Below are 22,979 nucleotides of genomic sequence, written 5' to 3'. Positions count from 1 at the left end.
TTCTGCACTAAAAAAGACCTTACTCCGGGAGTACAAGGCCTAATAGTTCCAATTCCATTTTTAACGCTTCATCTGATGAATTACGTCTTTCTTTCAGCTGCTCAACCTTTTCTAAACTGCGGGCACCTACAACCGCCTCAGTATCGCTGTAAGCAGGCGTAGTGACGAGTGAAATATCGAAAATGCGATTGATTTTATTGATTCGTCGCTCGTAAATGTCCTCATCTTCATTGATACGCCATTCATCTGCCTCAGCATCCCCATAATCCAATGAAAAAGCAAAGGAGCACTGATTGATCACGCCGCTCCGGACATTCTCCATTAAATCACGCGCATATGACGTGTCTGAGGGCTTGAATCGGAATTTGAGGCCTATCCCGTCTGTATCTAATTCAAGGCGGCCAGTATCCCCGGAAACGGTATTTCTCGCCAAGGGAAAATCTTGCTGATGGTTGAAAAGGGCGATGACGTTAGACATGTCAGCTGAGTCAAGAGCTGTTCTGCTGATTATCTCTTTAAACCAGCCCAAGCGTTCAGACCATTTTTCGAATTTGAGAGCGTACCCTTCGATATATTCACTTTGCCCCTCACCTTCGGAACGCAGCTCGATCGGCGTCGTCAAATGCCGAACCTCTTTATCCTTCATTCTTGTTGTCACCCCCCTTCATGGCGCCGCCAGCTTTAAGCCGCTGATATTCTTCCACAAAATCGAGGAACACATAGTTTAAGCTGGAGATATATTTGTCGCCGTTTTCAATAGGGTTGCGCTCAAGTAATTCTCTGATTTCGTCTTTATTCAGCACTCCTGTTTCATGAAGTGTTTTCAAATACTCCGCTTGCGTCTTACTGTCGCCGCGCAGCTCGCTGTCTATATTGAATTTCACGTAATGGCCGCTTTTCTGATCGTGATCTAAGAACAATTTAACGTTTAGTTCTTGTTCAAAATTTACAATCCATGGCTGCAGCGTGTTTCTGACATATTCAATGGACTGATGCTCAATATTTGAAAATGTCGCTTTATCCAATTCGTTCAGCTTATGCAACGGTACTTTATAAATCATGGAAATCTGTGCTTTGTTAAACTTCATAGACTCAACGAATTGAGCTTCTTGCAGAGGCATGGAAATAGATTGATATTCCAGTCCGTTATCTATAATGGCGATATTTTCACCTTGATTCACCCGTTTCCACTCTTTGCGCACGTTCTCTTTTGGTTTTTCATCCAGGAACGCCGGAACTTTCAATATCCCCCGAGGAGTTGCCTCATTCTTGTACAGTTTGGCGTTATATTTTGTGGCAGCCGCTTGCGCCCCGATATGCTCCCGCACAACACCAATAGGTGATTTACCATGTATTCCGTCAGTCGAAAGCCCTTTAAAATGCAGTACCTCGTAGTCATATAATTCAATGGCTTTCCCGTTTAACACAGTTTGATACCACAGCATCCCTGTTGTCGGATGAACGTAAGCATTCGTGTAATCAGGGCGTAAGGGGAAGAGCGCTTCCGGGTAACCATGTGGTCCGAATTGAATATAGGAATATGCATTCCCCCAAGTCAGAACATGAGTCATCATGAGCTTTTTCCACGTGAAGGCTGTCATGTAAGGATTCGGCCGAGCATAAACAGCATGCGCGGACATGTGCTCGGGTTTCCGTTCTATGCCGCCTTCCGTTCTTTTATATGTGTGAATCGGCAGTTTCGCAATGTCATCCGACAATACATTGACACATGCAAATATGTCCGGCTGCACAAGTGAGTTGCTTTCACTCACTCTTTCGCCGCTTGCTGTTTTCCGGCCGCCGAACATGTTTAATAAAATGTTGTTAAAACCATCTTCATGATCTGACGAGCCAGAACGTTTCTCAAACATTCGTTCGAGTAGCATTTATATCACCTCGCTTTCTTTGATATGAGGTACGCATAAAACATTAAAAAGACACCCGTCAGAATAAGACCGATGTTTGTGCTCCATCTATAGACAGCTGTCAGAATAAAGGCGGCTCCCGCCATAAACAGCAGATCATTTAATATCAATAAGAAAAAAGAAAACCCTTTTTTAAAAACTCTAGGGTTAAACAAGGCAGCAAAAAAGACACTAATCTTTTTCATACTTCTCACATCCTAAAAACTGAAATTGCCGGAGCCAAAATGTTCATTCAAATCAACTCTTCCACTATTGCCGAAATACATCGCACGGGCAAATGCATTTATAACAGCCGCAATAGGGTCAATTCTCTGCGGTGATTTTGCTTTATCCAGCATGATATTCTCTTGCGGGTCCATTTTCGTAATTGCGTTATTAATTGCCCATGTTAAAACCGGATCATCGCCATGCACGACTTTCCTTTCAAATACCTTTTCTCGAAAGCTTTTTGTTGGTAATGAAAGATGATTAATTCTCTGCGGCAGTTCCACCATTGTATGCCCTTTTGATTCAAGCCGCTGCGCTAAATGAAGAGCATTCCACTTGTCATATGCTGTCTCTTGTAGCCGAAAACGGTTTTTATGAATAAATTCAATGATCCATTGTTCAACTAATTGATAGTCAACTGCTTCGCCAGATGTATAAGTGATAAATCCCATCTCTCTCCACAAATCATATGGCACTTTATCCGTCGCCATTTTTTCTTTGGCTCGGGCTTCAGGCATAAAGGAATGTTGACCGACATAGAAAAAGCCGTCTTGCACGGCCACATATCCAACGGAGGTTAAGTCTGTTGTCATTGATAAATCAAGGCCCAAATAAACGGGCAGTCCTTGCAGATCAGGAATTTCCCCGCTGCAAGCGCGCCATTTTGTCATCTTCATATAACCATTGTCCTTCTGGTCAACCCATCGGTTCATATTTTTGGTGAGGAAACTGCGCATCTTTTCAGGCACTTCAAGAGCCACTTTTAAAGCAGAACGTAATGACTCCATCCCCTCGGGGTACGTTGCCACAATTGGGTTGGCCTTAATCCAGTTTGATTCATCTTTTATATCGTCCTCTGGATCAAGCTCACAGATCATAACAAAATAATCATCATTCTCCGTGTCAATGTCTGGATCAAGAATTTTACTCGTATATTGATATTCCTTAAAGCATGGCCGCTCCATGTTGAAACCCGCTGTCGTAATAACAGCCATTAACGGACTGCGCCGGGCGACCATCCCGCTGTCCAGGACGTCGTAAATCTCACTTGTTTCATGTGCGTGGTATTCATCCACAATGCCCAATGATGGGTTTTTACCATCCCCGAGCTTCCGAGCCTCACGGGAAAGAGGCTGGATAATAGAGTTTGTTTTATATTTTTTCACGCGGCCATTAGCAGAGGTGTATTTCCCCTTTAGTATTGGTGCATGATGCAGCTGCTCAAGGATGGCTTGATATACCTCATCTGATTGTTCACGGGACCAGCCTGCGATAAATACCCGGTGTTTTTCTTGTGTCGGGAAAATCTCATACGACGCGATTAAAGCTAAAAATTGCGATTTCGCATTTTTACGGGCCAGTTGGATATAAGCTTTCCGGAACCGGCGGGCGCCATTTTCTTTTTTATAGAATCCGTATATATTGGCCGCAATAAAAAGCTGAAAGTCTGTTAATTCAATCGGCTGCCCTGCAAGTATACCTTCGACATGATTAAATTGCCGCGACCATTCATAAAAATCCACAACAGCTTCAGCATCAAAGTAATAAGGACAGTCATCTTCTGCGAGCCGGTCAACATCTTTAAAAAAACGCTCTACAGCCCATTTTTGCTTTTTGCCTGCCTTAATTTCCCCGGAGCGAATTTTCCCAGCATATGACCAAACCCGCTCAATGAGAATTTCGGCTGTAATCTCTTGCATTACATGCGGCCCCCAAACCGTTCTTCCTCTTTTGACTTCGGTTTCCCATCATCTTTTTTCGGGATAATAAGTTTACAGCGAGAGGAAATGGTCAGCCCTAAATCACTGGAAGCTTGCCTGCATTGTTTGAACAGCTTGTCTTGATTGATAAGCAAATCACTGTATGTCTTGTTCGCTACTTCAAATTTATTTCCGTCATCATCCTCAACTAATGCAGTAATGGGCGTTTCGAGTAAGACTTTGGTCATTTCCAAGTATTGTTTTCGAGCAAACAAAAAACGGGCAAGCGCGTCCACATCTAAATTAGTCATAATTCCGATGTTTTTTAGCTCATCCGCTATCTTTTTAAACTCTCTTTTTAAGTCTTTTGGCAAATACGATGGAGCTTTTACTTTGTCGTTTGGTGCCTTTATTTCTTGTTCCCGACGTTCCTCAATCTCTTGCTTTGTCAAGTTTTTCTTGCCTTTATAAAGTAACAAATCTAAAGGTTCCCGCGGTCTGGCCATTCCCTCACCTCCTTCCGAATTTTCATTTAGGGAATTTTTCAAAATGGGGAGGGGAGCGCGGTCTCCGGCAAAAGTCCTCTAGGGATTTAAGGGTGGGGGGTCTCCATCTCCTTCTTCAGCTGGCTCATGGCTGCTTGTATTTCCGTTTGTGCTGCTTCTATTTTCTTTGAATATAGATCAACAGCTGATTCCTTTTTCATGTTACGACGAAGAGTAAACATCTTTCGTATTCTGTGCTGCATTCGTCTGATGTCCTCGTTCGTATAGAAGGATGTGTACTCAGCCTTGCAGCGTGGACACTTGATATAATGCTGCTTGATTCCGTTGTCGTGCTTCCTGATCTTTGAACAGCCTTTGACAAGAAGTCTGGTCATGCATTGATCACACACGCACGTTTGATGTTCTGTTTCCAAATCCTCCATCCTCCTTTGCCGTCTTCCGGCTATGGCATGGCCCACAGAGAGGCTGCCAGTTACCCGAGTCCCAGAATAGTTTTTTGTCGCCTTTATGTGGAACGATATGATCGACAACTGTCGCCGGGGTTCTTCTGCCTTGCATTAAGCAGGCGGCACATAACGGATGCTTAGACAGGTAGCCAGCGCGCGACTGCCTCCATTTGCTGTTATACCCCCGTTTGGCCGCAGACTCCCGGTATTGATCATAAGCCGGCTTGGTTCGCTTATGTTGTTCACAGTAGCCCTCTCGTGTGAGGTTTGGACAGCCGGGTTCATTGCAAGGCGTCAAAGCTTTCTTCATTCCAATCCCTCCAATCATATTCTTTCTAAACTGCGCCCGCACTCAAGCCGTTAACCGCCAATTGTCTATCCTGAGATCTACCGGCCGCAGTTTACAGAGAATATAAAAAACACCCCGTAGGATGTTTTTCTTCTTTCTTCAAACTCATTATATTTGGTTAAAATATTTTTATAATTTCAATCTCCAGCTTCCGAATCACCAAAAATGATCTTATGAATCTTAGTAAATTCCTTTTGATTTACCTGTTCTAATCTTGAATTGAATTCATCCAGGTCAATTAATTCTTTTTCCACAAGCAATTGAACTAACGTAACAATATCTAATTTGTTGGTAATTGATAAGAACACAGAATTAGCTTGCCAGTTTTCATTAGAATTAGCTTCAGCTTCTTTAAGTACAATTGAAAAGGAGACGGCCGTATTTCTATCTAGTTCTCCTTGGTAATTTGTTGTTGAGCTCTCTAGTTTTGCTACGAACGATCCTCTCGGTGTTACCACGTCTAATTTATTATTCGAGAATAAACTTGAATACAGATGATATTCATTTGCACCATGGGTTAAAAATTGTATTGACAAGTGATTATCTCTTCCATCAATATACTCAGCCTTACAGTTGATTTCAACACCATTAATAGTAATTTTTGTATTTTTCATGCGATTCTCCTCCCTATCTAATTATGAGGTAATGGTAGGGATAATGGAACCAATTGCGAAATTTGTCGAACGATTTACTAGAAATAGTTTTTGCAAAGAATAAATCCTTAATCAGAAACCAAGTTTACTCAAAGTCCACTCTTTCGCTATTTCCACTGCTACACTCGATACTACTGTTAAAGGAGCCGTCTTTAACTGATTCCCCATTTTTTCTTTAATCTTAGAATAAGTTGTCTCATTTTTAATTGTGTCTAAAAAGTCATGGCCTTGATTTGTTAATGACCTTGCATACCACCAAAATCCAGGATTTAAATTAGTATCTTTTCCTTCTATTAATCCTGCTTCTGTTAACAATTTTACATGATAACTTATAACCTTTTGGTCTCTCTCTTCGAGTTGAATAACTTTCCAAGATTCTGGATTATTATCATTTTCTAAAGTAATAAGTATTTCTCGTATTAAATCAAAATCTCTTTTCATCTTAATCCCTCCCACCTTATTATCGGTAAAAGGAAGCGACAAGGGAATCATTTGCGAAATTTGTCGAACGATTAGTAATTAAACTGGATCATAACCTCTTATGCTGTAACAAATGTCGCCGTGCTTGTTGTATTCATTCTTTAAAGAGGGTTCTTCTTTTGTTGACTTGACTTCTAATATTTGACCAGCGTCAAGAATCTGTGTAATTTTGTCCAAAGCCGCTCCCTTGCAATGTGTAACCCGCATTACTAAATTCTTCAATGAAATCCCTCCAATAGAAAAAGCGCCCTCCCGATTGGGAAAGCGCCTGTTTTTTTGCATAGAGAGTTACAGCGAAACAAAAATTTCTCATAAAGCGACTATCAAACTCGCTTAATTTTTAGATGCTTTTTCGTATTTTTCTAGTGCTTTTGCCAACATCTCAGCATTTAGTTTGATCATAGCTTCATAGATATGATACGTTGTCTGCCCTTTAATTTTCTCAATTGTTGGCATGTACTCTTCTATTAACTCAGATGCAATTTTTGCGAACTTAGGATCCAAGATTCCCCCCTCCTTTCTATGTGAATCCTACCATAAATTATATCTAACGACTAAGATTTTCAATAAATCATCTTTACTTATATTCTTTCTAAACCAATCATACTCAAAAGGCTTCTTAAACATCCAATAGTCTATCCTGAGATTTACCGGACGCAGTTTACAGAGAACATAAAAAAGCGCCCCCGCTCATCAGCAGTGCCGCTCCCTTATTTTATTACCTATTACCATAATACCTTATCTAAAACAAAATGGTGTGCCGTTATCGTGCCAAGTTTGTGCCAAAATTATTTTCTTGCCATTCTACCAGGCATTTCATACTTTATTCTTAATAAAAATTCTAAAAACGTTACAATATCTTCTGCTAATTCTTGATTTATTGATGGAATTTTATGAGTTGCAATGTTACCCGCTTGTCTAATAGCATCAACCCAATCCTTACCGTCTTTAGGAATAATGCCTTCACTCTCAAGAAAATTTACATAGGTTACAAAACTTTCTCCCTCTTTTGCACCTGAATCAACAGCTATATTCATTAACAGCTTCCTAGCTAACAATACACCTGCCGTATATAATTGATGAGACATACAATCTCTTATTTCTGTGTAGACTTTTTCGATTTCTTCTGGAAGATGCTCTATTTTATTCCCATATCGCGGTGAAGGAATTTGAGTCCTATCATTACTCATTTCAAAATAAGTGGGTCTGTTGCAGTTAGGACATATATAGACTTTCCCCAATGCACCCCCATGTCGATCACATAAATAACCTGAATCCGGGCCAACTAATGCATCACAGTGGGCGCATTGATATTTACACGGATCCATTCTATCAACATCAACCCATTCTCCCCATAATACCATTATTCCACTTCCTCTTTTTTGTATAGTATAACATATCCACATTATCCACCAATTACTCATATCTTATATACTGTGCAACTGCCCGAAGTGCCGTCAGCCCTTGCCATCCGTGTTTTCAAACAATATCCCTAAAATGAATTCCACGTTTTCTTTTTGAAGGGAATCAATAAAAATATGCAGAAAAAAAGACTCATCTTGTTTATGAGATGAGCCTGCTTATATCTTGAATTTCTTCATGGCGTTGTTCATGGCATCCTGATTGATTCCAATGTATCGAAGGGTTGTCCGCTGATCTGAGTGATTAAAAATCTCCTGCAGCATGGCAACGTCTTTTGTTTGCTTGTAAAAATGGTATCCGAATGTTTTCCTCAACGTGTGCGTGCCTATATCATCCAAATTGACATACTCAGCAGCAGCCCTCAAAATCTTATAAGCCATCGACCGGGAAATGGGCTTGTTGATCCCTTCGCGGCTTTTGAAAAGATATTCGTGATCTTCTTTCCCCTCAATATATGCCTTTAATTCTCTTTGAAGTTCCGGCGTCATTTCAATTCTCTTTTTCTTTTTGGTTTTCTTCTCTATAAGGTTGAAATACGGCCGTCTGGCGTCCCTTACTCTCAGTTCCAATATATCTGATATGCGGAGACCTGAATTTATCCCGGTGACAAATAGCATGTAATTCCGCTCGCTCTGTTCTTTTAAAAACCGTTTGATATAGAAAATGCATTCCGGGTCCCTTATCGGCTGAACAAAATTCATTCCGGCGCGCCCCCGTCCTTATAGACTTCCACGCGAAGAGCAAAGGCCAGCCGGTAAAATGCTTTTGCTTTCGTCCGGTAGTAGCTCCGCTGACTGAGTCTCATTTCTGCATAGACTTCATAATCATACATTTCTTCATTCTGCATGTAGAGCATGACAAGTATTTGCCGCTCCTTTTGGGAAAGCCGGTTAACCGCTCTTTGCATTCTCTTTAAAAACCGTTCCCTCTCAATCTCCCAATCCATACGTTTTAATGCTGCGTCTTCTGTGGAGGAATGAAATTCATTCGAAAAGCTGGGCGGAACAAGGCTGTATGTTGCGGTCACTTTCGGCAAAAAATCCTCCGGCACTTGTAACAAGTACATGCGATATTGTTCGAGCAGCTTTTCTGCTTTCATTCTCGTTGCTTCTTCGTCAATTTGAGGAATATTTAATGTCAATTGATTCATTTCTTTCCCCCCTATGCACCTTTAATATTTGAATTAATGTATCTTGCAATCTTCATTCGTGAACGGTTAATTGTTGTTTGAACAGTTCCTTTTGCAATACCGAGCAGTGCACTAATACGTTCATAAGAAAAACCTTCTACAATATGCAAAAGAAAAATTTCCTTTTCGCGATTCGTAAGTTTGCCGAGACAATCATTAATTATTTTCTGCTCTTCCTCCGTAACTGATCCGGTTTGCTCTGGCTGAATAGAAAAATCATTTGAGAAGACTTCCATTATCTTAGGATCAATGAACATAGTCCTTTGATATGAGGCTCTGCGATCTATTGAGCGACGTGACACGGGTTGCCTCCCACTTTCAAGCCAGTCGATTGTCCATTGGAGATCAGAAATCATATTTCTGAGATTCTTTTTATCTCTCATACCAGCAGCAGAAAGGTCGCTTTCATTTGCTTCCGCAAGTGGCTTATACATTGCTCTTGTTTGTTTTAGTGTACTTTTATAGCTGAAAAGTAAATCTCTCACAATGATCCCCCTCTTATTTACGCTTTAACGCCCCGCCTTTGCCTCTTTTAAGTGTTTGCCTGTCTTGTCCCATCATTTGCCGCCAAAAGCGCTCTGATCGCTCCTGAGCGTTTTTATTGGGCTTTTCCTTCCTCTTCTTCATGCCGTCCCTCCGTTCAAATAAAAAACGGACACCAATCAGAGCACAGTGATTCTGTGCAATGATCAGTGTCCGCAGGCTCTCCGTCTTGGACATATTGATTTTTGATTACTTCACGTAAAAATTTGATGGTCGGTGTGGCTCATTCCGCGCCCTCCTTTTTAAGATTAAAACCTAATAAAAATGCAGTGGAATAAATCGCTTGAGCTGAATTAAGGTTCATATAGTAATCGCCCATATCTTCTATTGATTCGGAAGCAGGTGGATTATTTTTCAAATTGTTATATGTCGCTTGTAGTGTCTCTTCTTTTCTGTCTAAAGTCTGAATAGCCGCCTCCAGATAGACTGCAAGATCAAGAGTTTCCTCAAGTGCATGCTGCAACCAGCCGCGCAGATCATAGGCATTAACTTGGACGGGCTGGCCGTACTTGGCAAGCCCCTTGTCCTGTTGTGCGTTTAGTTTGCTGATGACGGCTGAAATGATCGGGTTGTCAGCGTGGTTCATCAATACCCCTCCTGCTGCCGCTGATGATTGACGGCGTTTTTGTCCATGTAAGCTGCTTCGATCTGTTCAGGCGCGAACCCAAGCAATTTGCCTAAATTCAAAAAGCGCTCAAAAGACATTACATAAGTCCACTCGTCTTCAATCGAAAAATAGAAACCATATACAAGTGACATTAAATGTGAAAATGCTTTTCCAATACCGATATTTGTTTCTAATTCCCTTTCTTCTGCCCGTCTCATGATCTGCTGAATCGTAGCGCCATTATCAAATCCAATTCTATTGCCAATGCTCAAGATAAAATGCAGGCAGTCCACGTATTCCTCAAGCAGTGGGTTTGTATCACGAAAAGCCGTTACATCACCCACTTTGCAAATTGGACACTCCTCATAATCAGGATCGAATAAGTTTTCAAAATCTTTTTTGCTTAAATGCTCTCCGCAATTATCATTTTCACACCGGAAAAAGGATGCATTTTCAGGAGTCGCACCAACATTTGTTGATACTTTTGTTCTTGGCTTTTGGTTATTACTCCAATGCTTAAAGCCGCGCCATTCATTCGCACACTCGGCCAGCTCCACTTGTAAAGCGAGAATGAGGTTCGGCAGCAAGTCCTGTCCCTCAAGCCCCTTTTCTTTGATGATCCGATCGTCAAGCACCTTTTGCATTTCAAACATTTTTTGTAGATTCATTGTTTCCGCTCCCTTATTTCCGCCCGCCGACGGTATTTTGAAGAAATTCATGTACATGACACATCAGCAGCATGCCGCCTGTTTCTGGTCCGTACTTTTCACGGAAGACAGCCAATGCTTGTTCAAAAGCCTGCCTGTAATCCTGTTTCACTATCTCACCCCATCAATCCCGGCAGCACGGAGATAGTGAAGAAGATGAGCCCCACGCAAGCCCCGACCAGCCAGATATTTGTTTTATCCCGTTTAGCGATAATGGTATGATCGCCAATCATTTTCAGATCGTCAGACCGAGCGACAAGCGTCGGGATGTAGTCCGGGTGAACCTTTAAAAGCTCGGCCGCTTGCTCGACGGTCATTGCTTCGTCCTTCGTGGCCTTCACGTTCCGTTGCAGTTCTACTTGTAGTGGCATCATTTTTCTTCCCCCTCGCAATGGCATTCACTTTCTTCATGACCGCATTCTTCGCATATTTTTTCAACCTGCCAACCCTCAAAGCGATATTGGGGCATTGAATAATATTCTTTGTAGCAACTCGTGCATGTTACGATCCCGTCGCTGTCTGAATCCCAGTTAGAAAAGGATGCTTCTTCTGTGCAATCGCAATACGGACAAGTTTGTTCTTGGGATAATTCGCTCATTCCGCGTCACCTACAATCTGAAGATTTTTATAATGAGCTACATGTCCGCAGGGATTTTTCCAAATATGAACCTGTCCAAAGAATCCGTCTTCAGCGTGCTGCGTGAGCTGAGGATTTCCCATTTCCCCGCCACAAGTAGGGCATTCCCAAAGTGCATTGATTGTTTTGAATCCGGTCAGGAAACCATTGGTATCGCGGGCGGGAATCGTTACTTTTTTTGTCTTCATTCCGCAGCCCCCTCCAATGCTTCAACTTTATCTTCCAATTCCTCTATCTCGTCCTCTAAATTGCTGTTTTCAAATTCTAAATCTCTTATTTCTTCTTCCTGTCCCTCGACCTTTAATTTTAGTTCTTCGTTCTCTTTTGTAAGCCGCTGAATCTCTTCCTGAGCCTGCCGAAACTGAATGACCGTGACATCCTGCTGGCGCTGATGCTCCCGATTCATAGCCTGTTGCATGATTAACTCTTCCGCGAGCTTTTCGGCTGCTGCTTCTAAAGATATTTGCTCCGGTGTACTGGCCGCCGTTTTCGAAATGGTGCAAATGTAAGAGCCGGTATATAAAACTTCACCTTTTGATAAGTTGATTTTGAATTCTTTCATGCCCGGGCCTCCCGGTCTAAAAGACATGTTTTGCATACAACCCAATGAGCTGAATAATATATTTTTCCGCAGCGTTCACACTTGCGGGCGATTTCGTTTTGATACATTTTCCGTTCCTCCCCCGCAGGGGAAAACCCCTGCTAATTGAATTTATGGCCGATCTCGTAATCACAACGAGCCAGACCGCCTTTTACTGTTTGAATGATTGTTTTACCGTGTTCCGGTGCCTCAACGACATATGCGGCGTTTTGGTTGCCGTCTAACACGATGACAGACACCTTCCCCGGCTCAATAAATTGAGAAACACTTGTATTTTGATTGAGTGATATATGTTTTGGCTGCATGTTCAAAGCCTCCGTATGGTATAATAAAAGTGTCTAGGTTTTATTTACCATACGGTGGCGGTTGCTTTAGCGGCCGTCCTTACATCCAATAGTTTGACGGGAATAGCTGTATGCCAACCTTTGGTTTTTCCGTCGGAATGATTGGGTGTTTTTTTATATACTCAACGCGTTCCTCTTCGCTCATCACCCGTGTTGTAACTTCTCCGTGCCGACGCAAGTTTTTGTTTTCTGTCATGGTGCTGTCCTCCTATTCTTTATTCATGCCTTTGATTTGAAGATTATATAAGCGCTCAAGCTCTTCATCTGTCTGGCGGTTTAAAAAATCTCTGCCATAAGAACCGATAAGCAAAAGCCATTCCATTAAATGCTTTCGTTCTGCCTGTCCCAACGTCTGCCACTCCCTTCATAATCAGCATTTGTAAAGCCGCGTTCCGCACCTCCGGGGTACAGTCTTCATAACGCACGATGACCATAAGTTGCTGGACCGTTGCTTTTTCAAAACGGAAGCTTTTGCTTGTTGCGTTCATCTTCTGACGCTTCCTTTCCGAGCAAGCCGGATTCCCGAGGCTCAATGAGGTCTCTTTTTGCTTGGTCGATGATAAGGAATAACGTTTCATCTTCATTCCGTTTCAGCTCTTTTGCTATGTTGAGGTAAGACTCATCTGCCGCCCACAGCTCCCGGAAACGCCTGATTTCACTGTCATAAAACATGAAGTTTAGGTCCTGAAAAGGGATATACACCGGGCTTTCTTCAAACAAATAGCGTAGTCGGAACATTTTATCTTTCATGGTTTTCTCGGATATTCTAATTCTTTTGTTAGCGCGTAAACCGTTCTTACGGGCGGGCAGGATGTTTTTTCTTGCAAAGTCCATGACCAGCAAAATGATTTCATCCGAATCCCTGTTTAATAATTCCGACATATCAAGAATTGATTTCCCATCATGCCAGTATTGAACTACCTTTTTCAGCTGGACCATTGACCATTCATAATTCATATCCTCCAAAGCCAGTTCGAACCGTTCGGCATTGACCGCCTGACTCATGCTAAACACTCCTTTTTGTAATTCATATAGCGGTGAACAAGTATGAGGCGGTGTTCATGCTGCAGATTCTTCGTTACAAGCCAGTTGTTTGGATTTAAGCCGTTTGCCTTAATAACATTTTTCTGTGCGCGCGTCGGGCGCTTCCCGTGTTTCACACTGCATTCCCCCTAAAGTTCTGATAGTCTGCTATTTTTTGATCAAGAAGAGCAATAAGATTATCAAGCTCTTGTTTGCGTTCAGCGTCGGTAAGCTTTCGTTCCGCCTTGAATTCCCAAACGCCGGGCATGATCATATCAGCCTTGGTTCCAAGCACTATTCCCACCTCCTTTAATGCGTCTGTCCTCTCCGGTAAACTTGACAACCCTCGTCCCTTGCATCATTCGAGATATGATCCGGCCGCCATGTGTACCGTATTTGCTTTGGAGGCTTTCAACGTTGTAGTTGGTCGTTATGATATTGGGCTTGTCCTCTCGAGACTCAATAATTGTCAGAATCAAGTCAGCAGCCCATGATTCCTCCCCGTCTTTATCCTTCCTGACGTATTCAGCTCCAAGGTCATCCAGCACCAGTAACTCGCATGATTCAATGTTTTTCAAAATATGTGCTTCTGTCTCTTTTGAATCGCCATAAGAGTTTCGAATTTTTCTAAGCAGCATTTTTGTATTGGCGAAGATGACATTTTTTCGTAGGCTCTTCACATGCTGTGCGACACTGTGAGACAGGTGGCTCTTTCCGATTCCATAATTCCCTTGCAATAATAAAGAATCAAAATCACCCCAGTTTCCAAAGTTCTCCGCATACCATTTCAGCTTGCGAAAAGCGTCCTGTTGCGAATCGGATAAACCCTTCAAATTAAAATTTCCGAATCTGGCTTTCTGTGTATCTGGTGGGACAAGACTGTTATTCCAGAAAAAAGCGTCCGCTGCTGTTTCTTCTTGAAATTGAATCATTTCTTTTTCAAGCGCTAAGTTATCGCATGATAAACACCGGCTATGCCTAGCCCCGTTTTGCATGTAGATAGGAACCGTATTGCCGCATGATTCGCATTCTCTTTCTCCGATCTTGTCAGGAAACAAATGCTTGAGCCTGTCGGGGAGCACTTTAGAAAAGGCCTGAGTATTGGTCTTTCTCGGGCTTTCCGCTCTGAGCAATTGAACCCCCTCCTTTTTGGTTTAGGTATGATTCAAATTTTGTCCCGAACAATGTTTGAGGGCGTAGAAACTTATTCATAGTAGGATCATTGAGCCATTCCTCTGTTTTTACAAGAATGACATGTTTAAAATCTTCAAAACGAAAACCTTCGTTCCAGCGTGCTTTGATGTCCTTTTTTGTTTTTTCTGTGGTATATCGGTATCGTGTACCCGCTACTTTGTTCAGCAGATCAATGATCAGCTTGTATGGAATCTCGTCCTTTTCGTTTTCGGAAGAAGATGCGTCGTCGGGTTTACCCGACAATATATCTTTTAATTCTTCTTCTTCTTCTTCTTTCTTCTTTCTTCTTTCTTCTTCTTGTTCGTTACCTTGCGTTACTGTAACGTTACCTGTAACGTTACTAGGTTGAGAAAGCTGTAAAGCCTTTTGTTTTTCCCGATATTTAGCAACTCTTTTGCGTGTATCTTCCCTGATTTTATCCATCGCATCGACGTTCTGATGCTTTTCCCAATTGCAAATACTGATATAGTTCTGATCGTTAATCTCGATCATTCCGAACCGTCTAAATGTATCCAAGGCCATTCTTACAACCCCCAACGGCCGCGAGAAAATAGCTGCAAGCATTTCGTCAGTATACGGAACATTTTCACTAAGAAAGATGTAACCGGAGGCGTTGGTTTTACCAGCTTGAGCGAGTAATTTCACCCAAATAATTAACAAAGTGTCAGCTTCGGGCATCTGTTCAATAAGCTTAATTTTTTCGTCATCAAACATATGGGTGCTGAGCTTTACGAATTTAATTTCGCCCATTCAACTCCCCCCTTTCTGACTTGGTCAAAGACCATACAGACCGCTTGCCGTTGACAATTACAGAGCCGAGGGTGTTTTGCTGACATTGATCAGACAGGCAGGTGCCGCCTTGAGCTTCTAGTTCGGCAATTGCCCTTTCGTGAGTATTAACAGACTCGCTTATAATTACGTGAATTTGATTATGCAGCCAGACGTGGCTTTCTAAAAACACATGTATTCTCCTTTCGGCTATTTGTTGAAAATCTCAGCAAAGTGCTTATCTAAAAAGGCAGCCATTTTAGAAGCTTGAAAGCTCCAGTTTTGCCCTTTGGCTTGCGGGTAAAATACAAAACCCCCGTTTACCGAATCTAAAACTTTGCGGAACCGACTTGGGTATAAAATGTTTTCTTTGATCCACTCGCTTTTACGTGCTGTCTTTTTCTCAAGGTCTTTCATGTTCCAATAGACCCCGGATAACGATTGTTCTCTTAGTTCCTGGAGTTCCACCTTGCTGATGAGAATTTTGTCAGCAGGGATCGGAATTGACAGGCTAACATCAAGAAGTTGTTCCATAAGTTTCTCCTCTCATGTCTTTTAAAAATTTTACTCACTTTTATTTTGTTCCTGTCAGTACCATTATTGTTCAAAAAAAAATCGGATCTTAATATTAAGTTTCTTCGTGACCTTTTCAATCGCCTGCATAGAAAGATTCGCTTTCCCTCTCTCAACTCTTGAGATGTATGAAGCTGTGTACCCTAAGAATTGAGCGAATTCGATTTGAGACATTTTCCGCTTTTTTCGGATTTTTTGGAGCAGACGTCCAAACTCTTTCAGATCGAACATTTGTTTTAACACATCCTTTTTGTACCTGAAAGGAACAATTCGATCTTAACATAGCGATTTTTTTTACACAAGTGCTTTTTAAAAGAATTTTCTCGTGAGGTACACGATATGGTATAATTACCTATGAGGAATAAGGTTAATTTTTCAAAAGAGCAGGTGTTATTATGGGAAATATGAAAATGGGAGAAGCGATTCGGCGTATTCGTAAGGAAAAGAAAAAAACATTAGATGAAGTTGCCGAAGCTGTGGGAATTACACACAGCTACCTTTCAAGAATAGAAAGAAATTTACAACAGCCATCAATACAAGTAATAGAAAAAATCGCTGACTATTTAGGCGTCCACAAATCATACTTGTTTTTTGATGAAGAGAGCCTAGAAAAGTATTCAGAACCAGAGAAGCAGCTTCTTTCACAGAAGAGTATAACAATAGATGATCTCAAGAAGCTAAACATTGTCCACGATAACGGAAGTAAGATAACAGAAGAAGAATTGCAAATGGTTATAAATTATTTAAAGGAATTAAGGGAATTAAAAGAACGACATTTGAAAGATTTAAATTAACCAACTTTAAGTTTTTTTGTGTCCACATTTTTCTCCTTTTCAATTTCCTTTTTTAGATTCCCGATGATGTTCTCGAATGTAATATGCATGATGTGTTTCCCCTCCCAAAACAGAACGTTTGTTCCTATTATATTTAATAACAATTTTAAAATAAATACTTTTTCAGGAATTTCCTATTTTCGTTTTTCCGGAAAACAGGAAATATCCCCGAAAAGTACGAAAGACGTTGCCAGTCATGGCAGCGTCTTTTTGTTTTTTTATGTACTTTTCGGGAGTCAGATATACTACATGCCTACTCTTATCTCAGTCGTTTGAAAACTTCCGCCTGCTTCAGAATGGTTTAACGAAACACCCACAAAAGCAGTAGTCAGTATACCGAACGCTAAAACTAAGGTCAATGACATTTTTCTCATCTGCAACACCTCCCACTTCTAAATATTAAAATTAAATCCTAATTTTATCAAGTCAATTTTAGGAAGAGTTGCTCTAAATTGATCTTGCTGTTGAGAAAAATAATAAAGGGATAGCAATAATTTTTCAGCGTTTTCTTCTCTTTTCCCATCAAAAAGAAGAGCATATTTTTTATAAAAGGAATCCGAATAGAAAGAGTTTAATGGGTCGGATCTTCCTAAAGCCTTTGCGAATTCAGTCACTTGAAACTCCTTTGAAATTTCTTTGTTCCAATAATATTGTAATATGGCTATTTCCTCTTTATTCTGGACCATTTCCTCACTGCGATCAGGGAAATTTGCAAGTAAGTTCAAACACCTCAAATAGTACCTATAAGAATGGCAATATGATTCATTCATATAAGACAATGCCAATATGTACAAAGCTGTCATATTCAAATTGATACTGAGGTCTTTTTCAAGGAGAGAGAAGGCCGCCTCTCTCGCCTTATTAACGTCGTTGTTTTGTTTTAAATATATATTCACTAAGACTTCTTCTATACGAGCAGTAAATGCGATTTTCAAAAATGGATCTGATAAATTTTTAATAAGACTTCGAATGGATCGAATATGGTATAGAGTGATCTCATACCTGCCATTATAAAAGTACCCATACATTTCTAGTATACTCAACAACGTTCTCATTTCGTCACAAGAAGGACTAAACTTCTTTAATCCTTCGGTATACTCAATATTCCCAAAAGAGAATCTTGAATTAAGAATAAATCTATAAATATTAGACCATTGATCGTATTTGCCATCCCTTTCAATCTGGGCGCTTATCAATGCCTCTATAACAGAATATAATTGCTTAGTGTAGCAATATTCCAAAGCAGAAGCATAATTTTTCTTTTTCACTCCAGTTAAGCAGTGCTGTTCCATCAATGCAGTTTCATTTTCTGGATCAACATACCTTATGATCTCTCGAACCATCCAAAAATTAATTTCTTTTCCGCTAAGAAACTTACTTAAATAGCCTTCGCTAATCCCGATTTTAGCAGCTATAACATTCTGCTTTTCATCAGAGGATTTTATTAATTCTTTTAGATGGATCCTTATATCTCTAGCTGCTACTGTTTCCATATGATCACCTTTTCACCTCAAATTTAACATAATCACAAAGAAAATTTTGTCGAACGATGGCGATAAGATTTAGAATTTTTTGATTTTTTACGTTATAATTTATTCCTCTCAATACTTATTATAACTTATTTTACAATGGTTAACTAATCGAAAAGCCTTATTTGGGACAATCTTTTAAATAAATTAAGATAGTGCTATCTTATTATTGAGAACTAAAGTTCCCCTATAGGAGTGAAGAAATGGCTAGTTTCCTAAAACGCGGTAAAACGTGGCAGTATTGCGTTAGCGCTAAACCCAAGCCCATCAGGAAAGGCGGTTTTAAAACTAAGAAGGAAGCTCAAGTAGCTGCCACAGAGGTTGAAGAAAGATTGAGGAAATATAAAACGCCGGGCACTACAAAAGTCCTCTTTGATGAATACTTTAAAAGTTGGGTAAATGTTTATAGAGCTGATATTAGCGCTATCACTCGTGAAGGTTACTATATTACACTTGGAGAAATTTCAGAGAATTTTGCAGGCAGATATATCAATGACATTACTAAACGAGAATATCAAGAGTTTTTAAATAAGTTTGGAGCTGAACACGCAAAAGAAACTGTTAGAAAAATAAATACGCACATTAGAGCTTGTGTGCTAGAGGCAATTGAAGAAGGAATTATTCAGTTTGATTTTACCAGGAAAGCAAAATTGACTGGAAGTGTGGAATCAAAACGCCCCGAAGAAAAACACTTGAATTATGTTGAAAGTCAAAAGCTTTTAAATGAATTATATGTGCGCAAGGATCAGTCTATCGGATATTATTTATTAATACTGGCCCTAACTTCAGGAATGCGATTTGCAGAAATTGTAGGGTTAACACCTGAGGATTTCAACTTTAAATTAAATGAGATTACAATCAACAAAACCTGGGATTATAAAAAAGGAACGGGTTTTGCTACGACAAAAAATGCGTCTTCGAATAGGACCATTAAAATGGATTCTAATACAATGGGTTTATTCAAAAAGCTGTTTGCAGAATCTGAAATACCTGATAACATACATAATCTTGTATTTTATAGTCCTCGCAGCTCTAAGAAAGTCATCACTAACGAATTTGTCAACAAAATATTGAAAAAGACATTAACAGACTTGAAAATAGAATCAATTTCGATACATGGATTGAGACATACACATGCCAGCGTGTTGCTCTATAAAAAGATTTCAATTTATTATGTCTCAGAGCGTTTAGGTCATGCCAAGATAGATACCACGCTTAATTATTATTCACATATAATTAAAGAACTCCGTGAAGAAGATACACGAAACACCCTTGATCTGTTTGAAAAAATGCCAGACGTGAAAAAATCTGTTTAGAAATGTGCAAAATTTGTGCAAAAAAAAATAAAATCATATCGTTTTTCAGCGGGTTCATACACAAATAAAAAACTTACAAAAACGAGAAAAACCCTTGTGTAACAAGGGTTTTTCTGTTTTGCCGACATTATTAATCTGCACCTATCTTATGCTGGAAACGCTCTAGGAGAGATTCGAACTCCCGACCTGCAGTTTAGGAAACTGCTGCACTATCCGCTGTGCTACTAGAGCCTGTTTCTATTATAGTAACGCTGGCGGCCGTTTTTTTCAAGTCTACAGCCCTCCGAACACTTTATAGGCGGCTCTCGTCGTATCTTCATCTATTCCGATATAACGCATTGTAATAGATGGAGAAGAATGATTTAAAATCCTCTGCAGTTCAGCAATGTCTTTTGTCCTCTGATAAAAATGATACCCGAACGTCTTTCTAAGCGTGTGCGTTCCGATTTCCTCCAACCCGCAAGCGGCAGCCGCTTCCTTTAATATTCTGTATGCCTGAATCCGGGATATGGGCTTATTCGTCCGTTTCGATTTAAACAAATAGTCATCCTCTTTCATGTCTTTTGTATAAGCGTATATGTCGGCCTTTAAAGACTCCAGTATCAGAATTTTTCTTTTCTTTCTCGTTTTGCTTTCGGTTGCCCACACGTGGTCTTTGTTCCTTACATCCCTCACGCGAAGCGGCAGAACATCAGAAATCCGCAGTGCGCTGTTCATGCCGAAAATAAATAAAAAATAATCACGATCACTTTTCTTCATTAAATACTGTTTGACTTCCTGGATCTTCTCCAAACTTCGGATCGGCTGTACGATATGCATCAAAAAACCCCTTATAATTGATAAAGTAACATATTGAGCATTATGTTACTATTATAGCCGAAACCCGTTGACTGATAAAGGGTAAAGGGTCTTATGTAACATAATATACATAGTGTTACATAAGGTGAACCAGATACGCAGTTTCAACAAATTCCTCAAAAACATCATTTTCAGCCCGGTGACAAGCTTTTAAACAAATAGAGACCCAAGGCATTAAAAAATGAAAACAACGTCCTTAAAAGGAAATATGAGCATCCGTTTTTTTGTGAGCAACCGAAAAAAATGCAAAAAAAAGACACAATATGAAATTGTGTCCTAGTCTTCATCTTTTACATCAATGTCTTCAGGAAGCGGCTCATTTAAAAACTCTTGAATCATTTCCTTATATTTTTCCAGCTGTTCGAGATGGGTTTGAAATTGTTCCTTGTTGATTAAATATTGCTGTCCGTCATGGACGGCCCTTATTTTATTCGTCAAAACAAGATTGTGCACATATTCTTCAGGAAGACTGGTAAACTCCGCTGTCTCTTTGATCGTTAAATACATGGCTCACGTTCCTTTCATATGTCATGTGAGTGAATTCTGTTTTGTTCATTGTAGCTTATTTTTTGTCTTTATGCTTGTTTCACAGCTTTTTCAGTCCGGTTTCCCATTTAGCCTATTTGCGACTGATTACATTCACACAGAAACTCCGGCTTTTTGCGCACCGGACTATTCCGTTTGTCACTTGTGAAAACAGCACATTTTACTTACTCTATAATTGTAAGCGGAAAACAAAGGAGGCAGACTATGAAAAAGAAAAAGTTTATGAATCTCTGTTTTATCGTTCTGCTCAGTACGTTGCTCGCGGCCGGAAGCATCCCTTATCACGCTCAGGCTAAGAAACACCCGTTTTCCTATGACGACTACAAACAGGTAGATGTCGGCAAAGACGGCATGGTTGCCACCGCCCACCCTCTCGCTTCACAAATCGGTGCCGACGTGCTGAAAAAAGGCGGCAATGCAATTGACGCCGCGGTTGCCATTCAATTCGCATTAAACGTAACTGAACCGATGATGTCGGGAATCGGCGGCGGCGGATTTATGATGGTTTATGATGCGAAGACGAAAGACACCACCATTATCGACAGCCGGGAACGCGCACCGGCAGGCGCAACACCGGATATGTTCCTTGACGAAAACGGCAAAGCCATCCCTTTCTCCGAACGCGTTACGAAAGGGACTGCAGTCGGTGTTCCAGGAACATTAAAAGGACTAGAAAAAGCGCTCGACAAATGGGGCACACGCTCCATGAAACAACTCATCACCCCTTCCATTAAACTTGCCTCAAAAGGCTTTCCGATCGATTCGGTTTTAGCTGATGCCATCTCAGATTATAAAGACAAATTATCACACACTGCTGCAAAAGACGTGTTTCTTCCGGACGGAGAACCTCTGAAAGAAGGAGACACACTCATCCAAAAAGACTTAGCCAAAACATTTACAGCTATTAAGTACAAAGGCACAAAAGCATTCTATGACGGAGCATTCTCCAAAAAGCTTGCGGAAACAGTGCAGGAATTCGGCGGCTCAATGACAGAAAAAGATATTAAAAACTTCAATGTGACGATTGACGAACCGATCTGGGGAGATTACCAGGGCTATCATATCGCAACTGCTCCTCCTCCAAGCTCGGGCGGTGTTTTCCTGTTGCAAATGCTGAACCTCCTGGATGATTTTAAGCTTTCTCAATATGATATCCGTTCTTGGCAAAAATATCAGCTTCTCGCAGAAACGATGCATTTGGCTTATGCTGACCGCGCCGCATTTGCCGGGGACCCAGAATTCGTCAACGTCCCTCTCAAAGGCCTCTTGAATCCAGATTATATCAATGCCCGCAGACAGCTGATAGATATTGATAAAGTCAATAAAAAACCGAAAGCCGGCGACCCTTGGGCCTATCAGGAAGGTTCTGCAAACTATAAACAAGTGGAGCAGCCGACTGACAAACAAGAAGGCCAAACGACTCACTTCACGGTAACTGATCGCTTCGGCAATGTCGTATCTTATACGACAACGATTGAACAGCTGTTCGGTTCCGGCATTATGGTTCCCGGATACGGCGTTGTGTTGAATAATGAGTTAACAGACTTTGATGCGGTGCCTGGCGGCGCAAATGAAGTGCAGCCGAATAAACGTCCGCTCAGCAGCATGACTCCGACTATTTTATTCAAAAATAACGAACCTGTCCTGACTGTCGGCTCCCCCGGCGGAGCAACGATTATTTCTTCCGTCCTGCAAACGATTCTGAACAAAGTTGAGTACGGCATGGATCTGAAAGCGGCGGTCGAAGAGCCGAGAATTTACACAAACAGCATGACATCCTATCGATATGAAAAAGGAGTGCCGGAAGAAGCCCGCACAAAACTGAACGAAATGGGGCATAAATTCGGCAGCAGCCCGGTTGATATCGGTAATGTGCAAAGCATCCTGATTGACCGTGAAAACGGCACCTTCACCGGAGTTGCCGACTCAAGCCGAAACGGAGCCGCAATCGGCGTAAACTTGAAAAAATGTGAAAAATGACAAGACAAAGCCTCGTTTCTCAAGCTGAGAAATGAGGCTTTTG

Annotated in this window: 38 protein-coding genes and 1 tRNA gene; 3 read left to right on the top strand and 36 right to left on the bottom strand. The window is 40.9% G+C overall.

Going from position 1 to position 22,979, the window contains the following annotated elements:
- Positions 1 to 19: 19 nt before the first annotated feature.
- The 32 genes from BZ167_RS19845 to BZ167_RS19710 all read right to left on the bottom strand — a co-directional run bounded on the left by BZ167_RS19845 (position 20) and on the right by BZ167_RS19710 (position 16,048).
- Positions 20 to 646, bottom strand: coding sequence for an HK97 family phage prohead protease (locus BZ167_RS19845; RefSeq protein WP_039251280.1), 627 nt, complete (start codon positions 644 to 646; stop codon positions 20 to 22).
- A complete protein-coding gene (locus BZ167_RS19840) occupies positions 636 to 1,886 on the bottom strand; it encodes a phage portal protein (RefSeq protein WP_039251278.1) in 1,251 nt (416 codons plus the stop codon). Before BZ167_RS19840 ends, BZ167_RS19845 begins: the two co-directional genes overlap by 11 nt.
- A 5-nt stretch (positions 1,887 to 1,891) precedes the next feature.
- Positions 1,892 to 2,110 (bottom strand): hypothetical protein, encoded by a 219-nt coding sequence (locus BZ167_RS19835; RefSeq protein WP_015968213.1) that lies wholly within the window; start codon positions 2,108 to 2,110, stop codon positions 1,892 to 1,894.
- 12 nt (positions 2,111 to 2,122) lie between these two features.
- The gene (locus BZ167_RS19830; protein WP_039251276.1) at positions 2,123 to 3,832 is read right to left on the bottom strand and encodes a terminase large subunit; all 1,710 of its coding nucleotides are present in this window, start codon (positions 3,830 to 3,832) and stop codon (positions 2,123 to 2,125) included.
- Positions 3,832 to 4,338, bottom strand: a complete 507-nt coding sequence (locus BZ167_RS19825) for a phage terminase small subunit P27 family (protein ID WP_039251274.1) — start codon at positions 4,336 to 4,338, stop codon at positions 3,832 to 3,834. Before BZ167_RS19825 ends, BZ167_RS19830 begins: the two co-directional genes overlap by 1 nt.
- An 86-nt stretch (positions 4,339 to 4,424) precedes the next feature.
- Complete coding sequence (locus BZ167_RS19820; protein WP_225562146.1) at positions 4,425 to 4,760, bottom strand: transglycosylase; 336 nt, start codon at positions 4,758 to 4,760, stop codon at positions 4,425 to 4,427.
- Positions 4,720 to 5,094 carry an HNH endonuclease signature motif containing protein gene (locus BZ167_RS19815; protein ID WP_039251271.1) on the bottom strand — a complete coding sequence of 125 codons (375 nt, stop codon included), beginning with the start codon at positions 5,092 to 5,094 and terminating at the stop codon, positions 4,720 to 4,722. The genes BZ167_RS19820 and BZ167_RS19815 overlap by 41 nt, the downstream gene beginning before the upstream one ends.
- 176 nt (positions 5,095 to 5,270) lie before the next feature.
- Complete coding sequence (locus BZ167_RS19810; RefSeq protein WP_039251269.1) at positions 5,271 to 5,747, bottom strand: hypothetical protein; 477 nt, start codon at positions 5,745 to 5,747, stop codon at positions 5,271 to 5,273.
- Positions 5,748 to 5,858: 111 nt separating this feature from the next.
- The gene (locus tag BZ167_RS19805; RefSeq protein WP_052250224.1) at positions 5,859 to 6,227 is read right to left on the bottom strand and encodes a DUF2513 domain-containing protein; all 369 of its coding nucleotides are present in this window, start codon (positions 6,225 to 6,227) and stop codon (positions 5,859 to 5,861) included.
- A gap of 78 nt (positions 6,228 to 6,305) precedes the next feature.
- A complete protein-coding gene (locus BZ167_RS19800; protein ID WP_039251267.1) occupies positions 6,306 to 6,488 on the bottom strand; it encodes a hypothetical protein in 183 nt (60 codons plus the stop codon).
- Between the two features lie 111 nt (positions 6,489 to 6,599).
- Positions 6,600 to 6,770: a hypothetical protein gene (locus BZ167_RS20255; RefSeq protein WP_153952963.1), complete on the bottom strand. Its 171-nt coding sequence runs from the start codon at positions 6,768 to 6,770 to the stop codon at positions 6,600 to 6,602.
- 284 nt (positions 6,771 to 7,054) lie between these two features.
- Positions 7,055 to 7,630, bottom strand: a complete 576-nt coding sequence (locus tag BZ167_RS19795; RefSeq protein ID WP_039251265.1) for a DUF4145 domain-containing protein — start codon at positions 7,628 to 7,630, stop codon at positions 7,055 to 7,057.
- Between the two features lie 216 nt (positions 7,631 to 7,846).
- Positions 7,847 to 8,389, bottom strand: coding sequence for a tyrosine-type recombinase/integrase (locus BZ167_RS19790; protein ID WP_039251262.1), 543 nt, complete (start codon positions 8,387 to 8,389; stop codon positions 7,847 to 7,849).
- Positions 8,386 to 8,838 (bottom strand): ArpU family phage packaging/lysis transcriptional regulator, encoded by a 453-nt coding sequence (locus BZ167_RS19785; protein ID WP_039251261.1) that lies wholly within the window; start codon positions 8,836 to 8,838, stop codon positions 8,386 to 8,388. Before BZ167_RS19785 ends, BZ167_RS19790 begins: the two co-directional genes overlap by 4 nt.
- 11 nt (positions 8,839 to 8,849) lie before the next feature.
- Complete coding sequence (locus BZ167_RS19780) at positions 8,850 to 9,362, bottom strand: sigma-70 family RNA polymerase sigma factor (RefSeq protein ID WP_039251258.1); 513 nt, start codon at positions 9,360 to 9,362, stop codon at positions 8,850 to 8,852.
- Between the two features lie 13 nt (positions 9,363 to 9,375).
- Entirely contained in the window at positions 9,376 to 9,504 is a 129-nt protein-coding gene (locus BZ167_RS20755; RefSeq protein WP_099686887.1) for a hypothetical protein, read from the bottom strand.
- Between the two features lie 139 nt (positions 9,505 to 9,643).
- Entirely contained in the window at positions 9,644 to 10,006 is a 363-nt protein-coding gene (locus BZ167_RS20565) for a hypothetical protein (RefSeq protein ID WP_225562147.1), read from the bottom strand.
- On the bottom strand, positions 10,006 to 10,695 hold the full coding sequence (locus tag BZ167_RS19770; protein ID WP_039251256.1) for a dUTP diphosphatase: 690 nt from the start codon (positions 10,693 to 10,695) through the stop codon (positions 10,006 to 10,008). The genes BZ167_RS20565 and BZ167_RS19770 overlap by 1 nt, the downstream gene beginning before the upstream one ends.
- 13 nt (positions 10,696 to 10,708) lie before the next feature.
- Positions 10,709 to 10,846, bottom strand: coding sequence for a hypothetical protein (locus tag BZ167_RS20395; RefSeq protein ID WP_172437940.1), 138 nt, complete (start codon positions 10,844 to 10,846; stop codon positions 10,709 to 10,711).
- A gap of 4 nt (positions 10,847 to 10,850) precedes the next feature.
- Positions 10,851 to 11,108, bottom strand: coding sequence for a hypothetical protein (locus BZ167_RS19765; RefSeq protein WP_039251254.1), 258 nt, complete (start codon positions 11,106 to 11,108; stop codon positions 10,851 to 10,853).
- Positions 11,109 to 11,328: 220 nt separating this feature from the next.
- Positions 11,329 to 11,559, bottom strand: coding sequence for a hypothetical protein (locus BZ167_RS19755; RefSeq protein ID WP_039251250.1), 231 nt, complete (start codon positions 11,557 to 11,559; stop codon positions 11,329 to 11,331).
- Positions 11,556 to 11,933 (bottom strand): hypothetical protein, encoded by a 378-nt coding sequence (locus BZ167_RS19750; RefSeq protein WP_039251249.1) that lies wholly within the window; start codon positions 11,931 to 11,933, stop codon positions 11,556 to 11,558. The genes BZ167_RS19755 and BZ167_RS19750 overlap by 4 nt, the downstream gene beginning before the upstream one ends.
- A 140-nt stretch (positions 11,934 to 12,073) precedes the next feature.
- Complete coding sequence (locus tag BZ167_RS19745) at positions 12,074 to 12,277, bottom strand: XtrA/YqaO family protein (RefSeq protein ID WP_024085436.1); 204 nt, start codon at positions 12,275 to 12,277, stop codon at positions 12,074 to 12,076.
- 79 nt (positions 12,278 to 12,356) lie between these two features.
- Positions 12,357 to 12,512, bottom strand: coding sequence for a hypothetical protein (locus tag BZ167_RS20390; RefSeq protein WP_015387919.1), 156 nt, complete (start codon positions 12,510 to 12,512; stop codon positions 12,357 to 12,359).
- A 12-nt stretch (positions 12,513 to 12,524) separates the two neighbouring features.
- Positions 12,525 to 12,665, bottom strand: a complete 141-nt coding sequence (locus BZ167_RS20250) for a BH0509 family protein (RefSeq protein ID WP_015387918.1) — start codon at positions 12,663 to 12,665, stop codon at positions 12,525 to 12,527.
- Positions 12,666 to 12,772: 107 nt separating this feature from the next.
- Complete coding sequence (locus BZ167_RS19735; RefSeq protein WP_039251246.1) at positions 12,773 to 13,321, bottom strand: hypothetical protein; 549 nt, start codon at positions 13,319 to 13,321, stop codon at positions 12,773 to 12,775.
- Positions 13,318 to 13,476 (bottom strand): DUF6906 family protein, encoded by a 159-nt coding sequence (locus tag BZ167_RS20385; protein ID WP_165869033.1) that lies wholly within the window; start codon positions 13,474 to 13,476, stop codon positions 13,318 to 13,320. Before BZ167_RS20385 ends, BZ167_RS19735 begins: the two co-directional genes overlap by 4 nt.
- Positions 13,473 to 13,634 (bottom strand): hypothetical protein, encoded by a 162-nt coding sequence (locus tag BZ167_RS20245; RefSeq protein WP_154018700.1) that lies wholly within the window; start codon positions 13,632 to 13,634, stop codon positions 13,473 to 13,475. Before BZ167_RS20245 ends, BZ167_RS20385 begins: the two co-directional genes overlap by 4 nt.
- Positions 13,615 to 14,472, bottom strand: a complete 858-nt coding sequence (locus BZ167_RS19730) for an ATP-binding protein (protein ID WP_039251244.1) — start codon at positions 14,470 to 14,472, stop codon at positions 13,615 to 13,617. Before BZ167_RS19730 ends, BZ167_RS20245 begins: the two co-directional genes overlap by 20 nt.
- Positions 14,423 to 15,283, bottom strand: coding sequence for a phage replisome organizer N-terminal domain-containing protein (locus BZ167_RS19725; RefSeq protein WP_039251241.1), 861 nt, complete (start codon positions 15,281 to 15,283; stop codon positions 14,423 to 14,425). The genes BZ167_RS19730 and BZ167_RS19725 overlap by 50 nt, the downstream gene beginning before the upstream one ends.
- Positions 15,284 to 15,511: 228 nt before the next feature.
- The gene (locus BZ167_RS19715; RefSeq protein ID WP_017417255.1) at positions 15,512 to 15,835 is read right to left on the bottom strand and encodes a DUF771 domain-containing protein; all 324 of its coding nucleotides are present in this window, start codon (positions 15,833 to 15,835) and stop codon (positions 15,512 to 15,514) included.
- A gap of 63 nt (positions 15,836 to 15,898) precedes the next feature.
- Entirely contained in the window at positions 15,899 to 16,048 is a 150-nt protein-coding gene (locus tag BZ167_RS19710; protein ID WP_228842159.1) for a helix-turn-helix domain-containing protein, read from the bottom strand.
- A 221-nt stretch (positions 16,049 to 16,269) separates the two neighbouring features.
- On the opposite strand from BZ167_RS19710, the gene BZ167_RS19705 reads away from it, so the two are divergent.
- Complete coding sequence (locus BZ167_RS19705) at positions 16,270 to 16,668, top strand: helix-turn-helix domain-containing protein (RefSeq protein ID WP_014305167.1); 399 nt, start codon at positions 16,270 to 16,272, stop codon at positions 16,666 to 16,668.
- A 431-nt stretch (positions 16,669 to 17,099) separates the two neighbouring features.
- On the opposite strand, the gene BZ167_RS19695 is transcribed toward BZ167_RS19705, so the two are convergent.
- On the bottom strand, positions 17,100 to 18,200 hold the full coding sequence (locus tag BZ167_RS19695) for an AimR family lysis-lysogeny pheromone receptor (RefSeq protein ID WP_032858781.1): 1,101 nt from the start codon (positions 18,198 to 18,200) through the stop codon (positions 17,100 to 17,102).
- Between the two features lie 239 nt (positions 18,201 to 18,439).
- Here BZ167_RS19695 and BZ167_RS19690 point away from each other — a divergent pair, with 239 nt between their 5' ends.
- Positions 18,440 to 19,552 (top strand): site-specific integrase, encoded by a 1,113-nt coding sequence (locus BZ167_RS19690; protein WP_039251237.1) that lies wholly within the window; start codon positions 18,440 to 18,442, stop codon positions 19,550 to 19,552.
- A gap of 158 nt (positions 19,553 to 19,710) precedes the next feature.
- Here BZ167_RS19690 and BZ167_RS19685 read toward each other — a convergent pair.
- From BZ167_RS19685 to BZ167_RS19675, 3 genes are all read right to left on the bottom strand, one after another.
- Positions 19,711 to 19,783 (bottom strand) — tRNA-Arg (locus BZ167_RS19685).
- Between the two features lie 42 nt (positions 19,784 to 19,825).
- Complete coding sequence (locus tag BZ167_RS19680) at positions 19,826 to 20,371, bottom strand: site-specific integrase (RefSeq protein ID WP_003153850.1); 546 nt, start codon at positions 20,369 to 20,371, stop codon at positions 19,826 to 19,828.
- A 315-nt stretch (positions 20,372 to 20,686) separates the two neighbouring features.
- Positions 20,687 to 20,917 carry an excisionase family DNA-binding protein gene (locus BZ167_RS19675; protein WP_003153848.1) on the bottom strand — a complete coding sequence of 77 codons (231 nt, stop codon included), beginning with the start codon at positions 20,915 to 20,917 and terminating at the stop codon, positions 20,687 to 20,689.
- Positions 20,918 to 21,160: 243 nt separating this feature from the next.
- Here BZ167_RS19675 and ggt point away from each other — a divergent pair, with 243 nt between their 5' ends.
- Positions 21,161 to 22,936: a gamma-glutamyltransferase gene (gene ggt / locus BZ167_RS19670; protein WP_007407357.1), complete on the top strand. Its 1,776-nt coding sequence runs from the start codon at positions 21,161 to 21,163 to the stop codon at positions 22,934 to 22,936.
- Positions 22,937 to 22,979 lie beyond the last annotated feature (43 nt).

Origin of the sequence: Bacillus sp. 275 (genome assembly GCF_001999205.1) — a bacterium.
GTDB lineage: Bacteria > Bacillota > Bacilli > Bacillales > Bacillaceae > Bacillus > Bacillus velezensis.
This window is presented reverse-complemented; position numbering and strand designations above follow the sequence as displayed.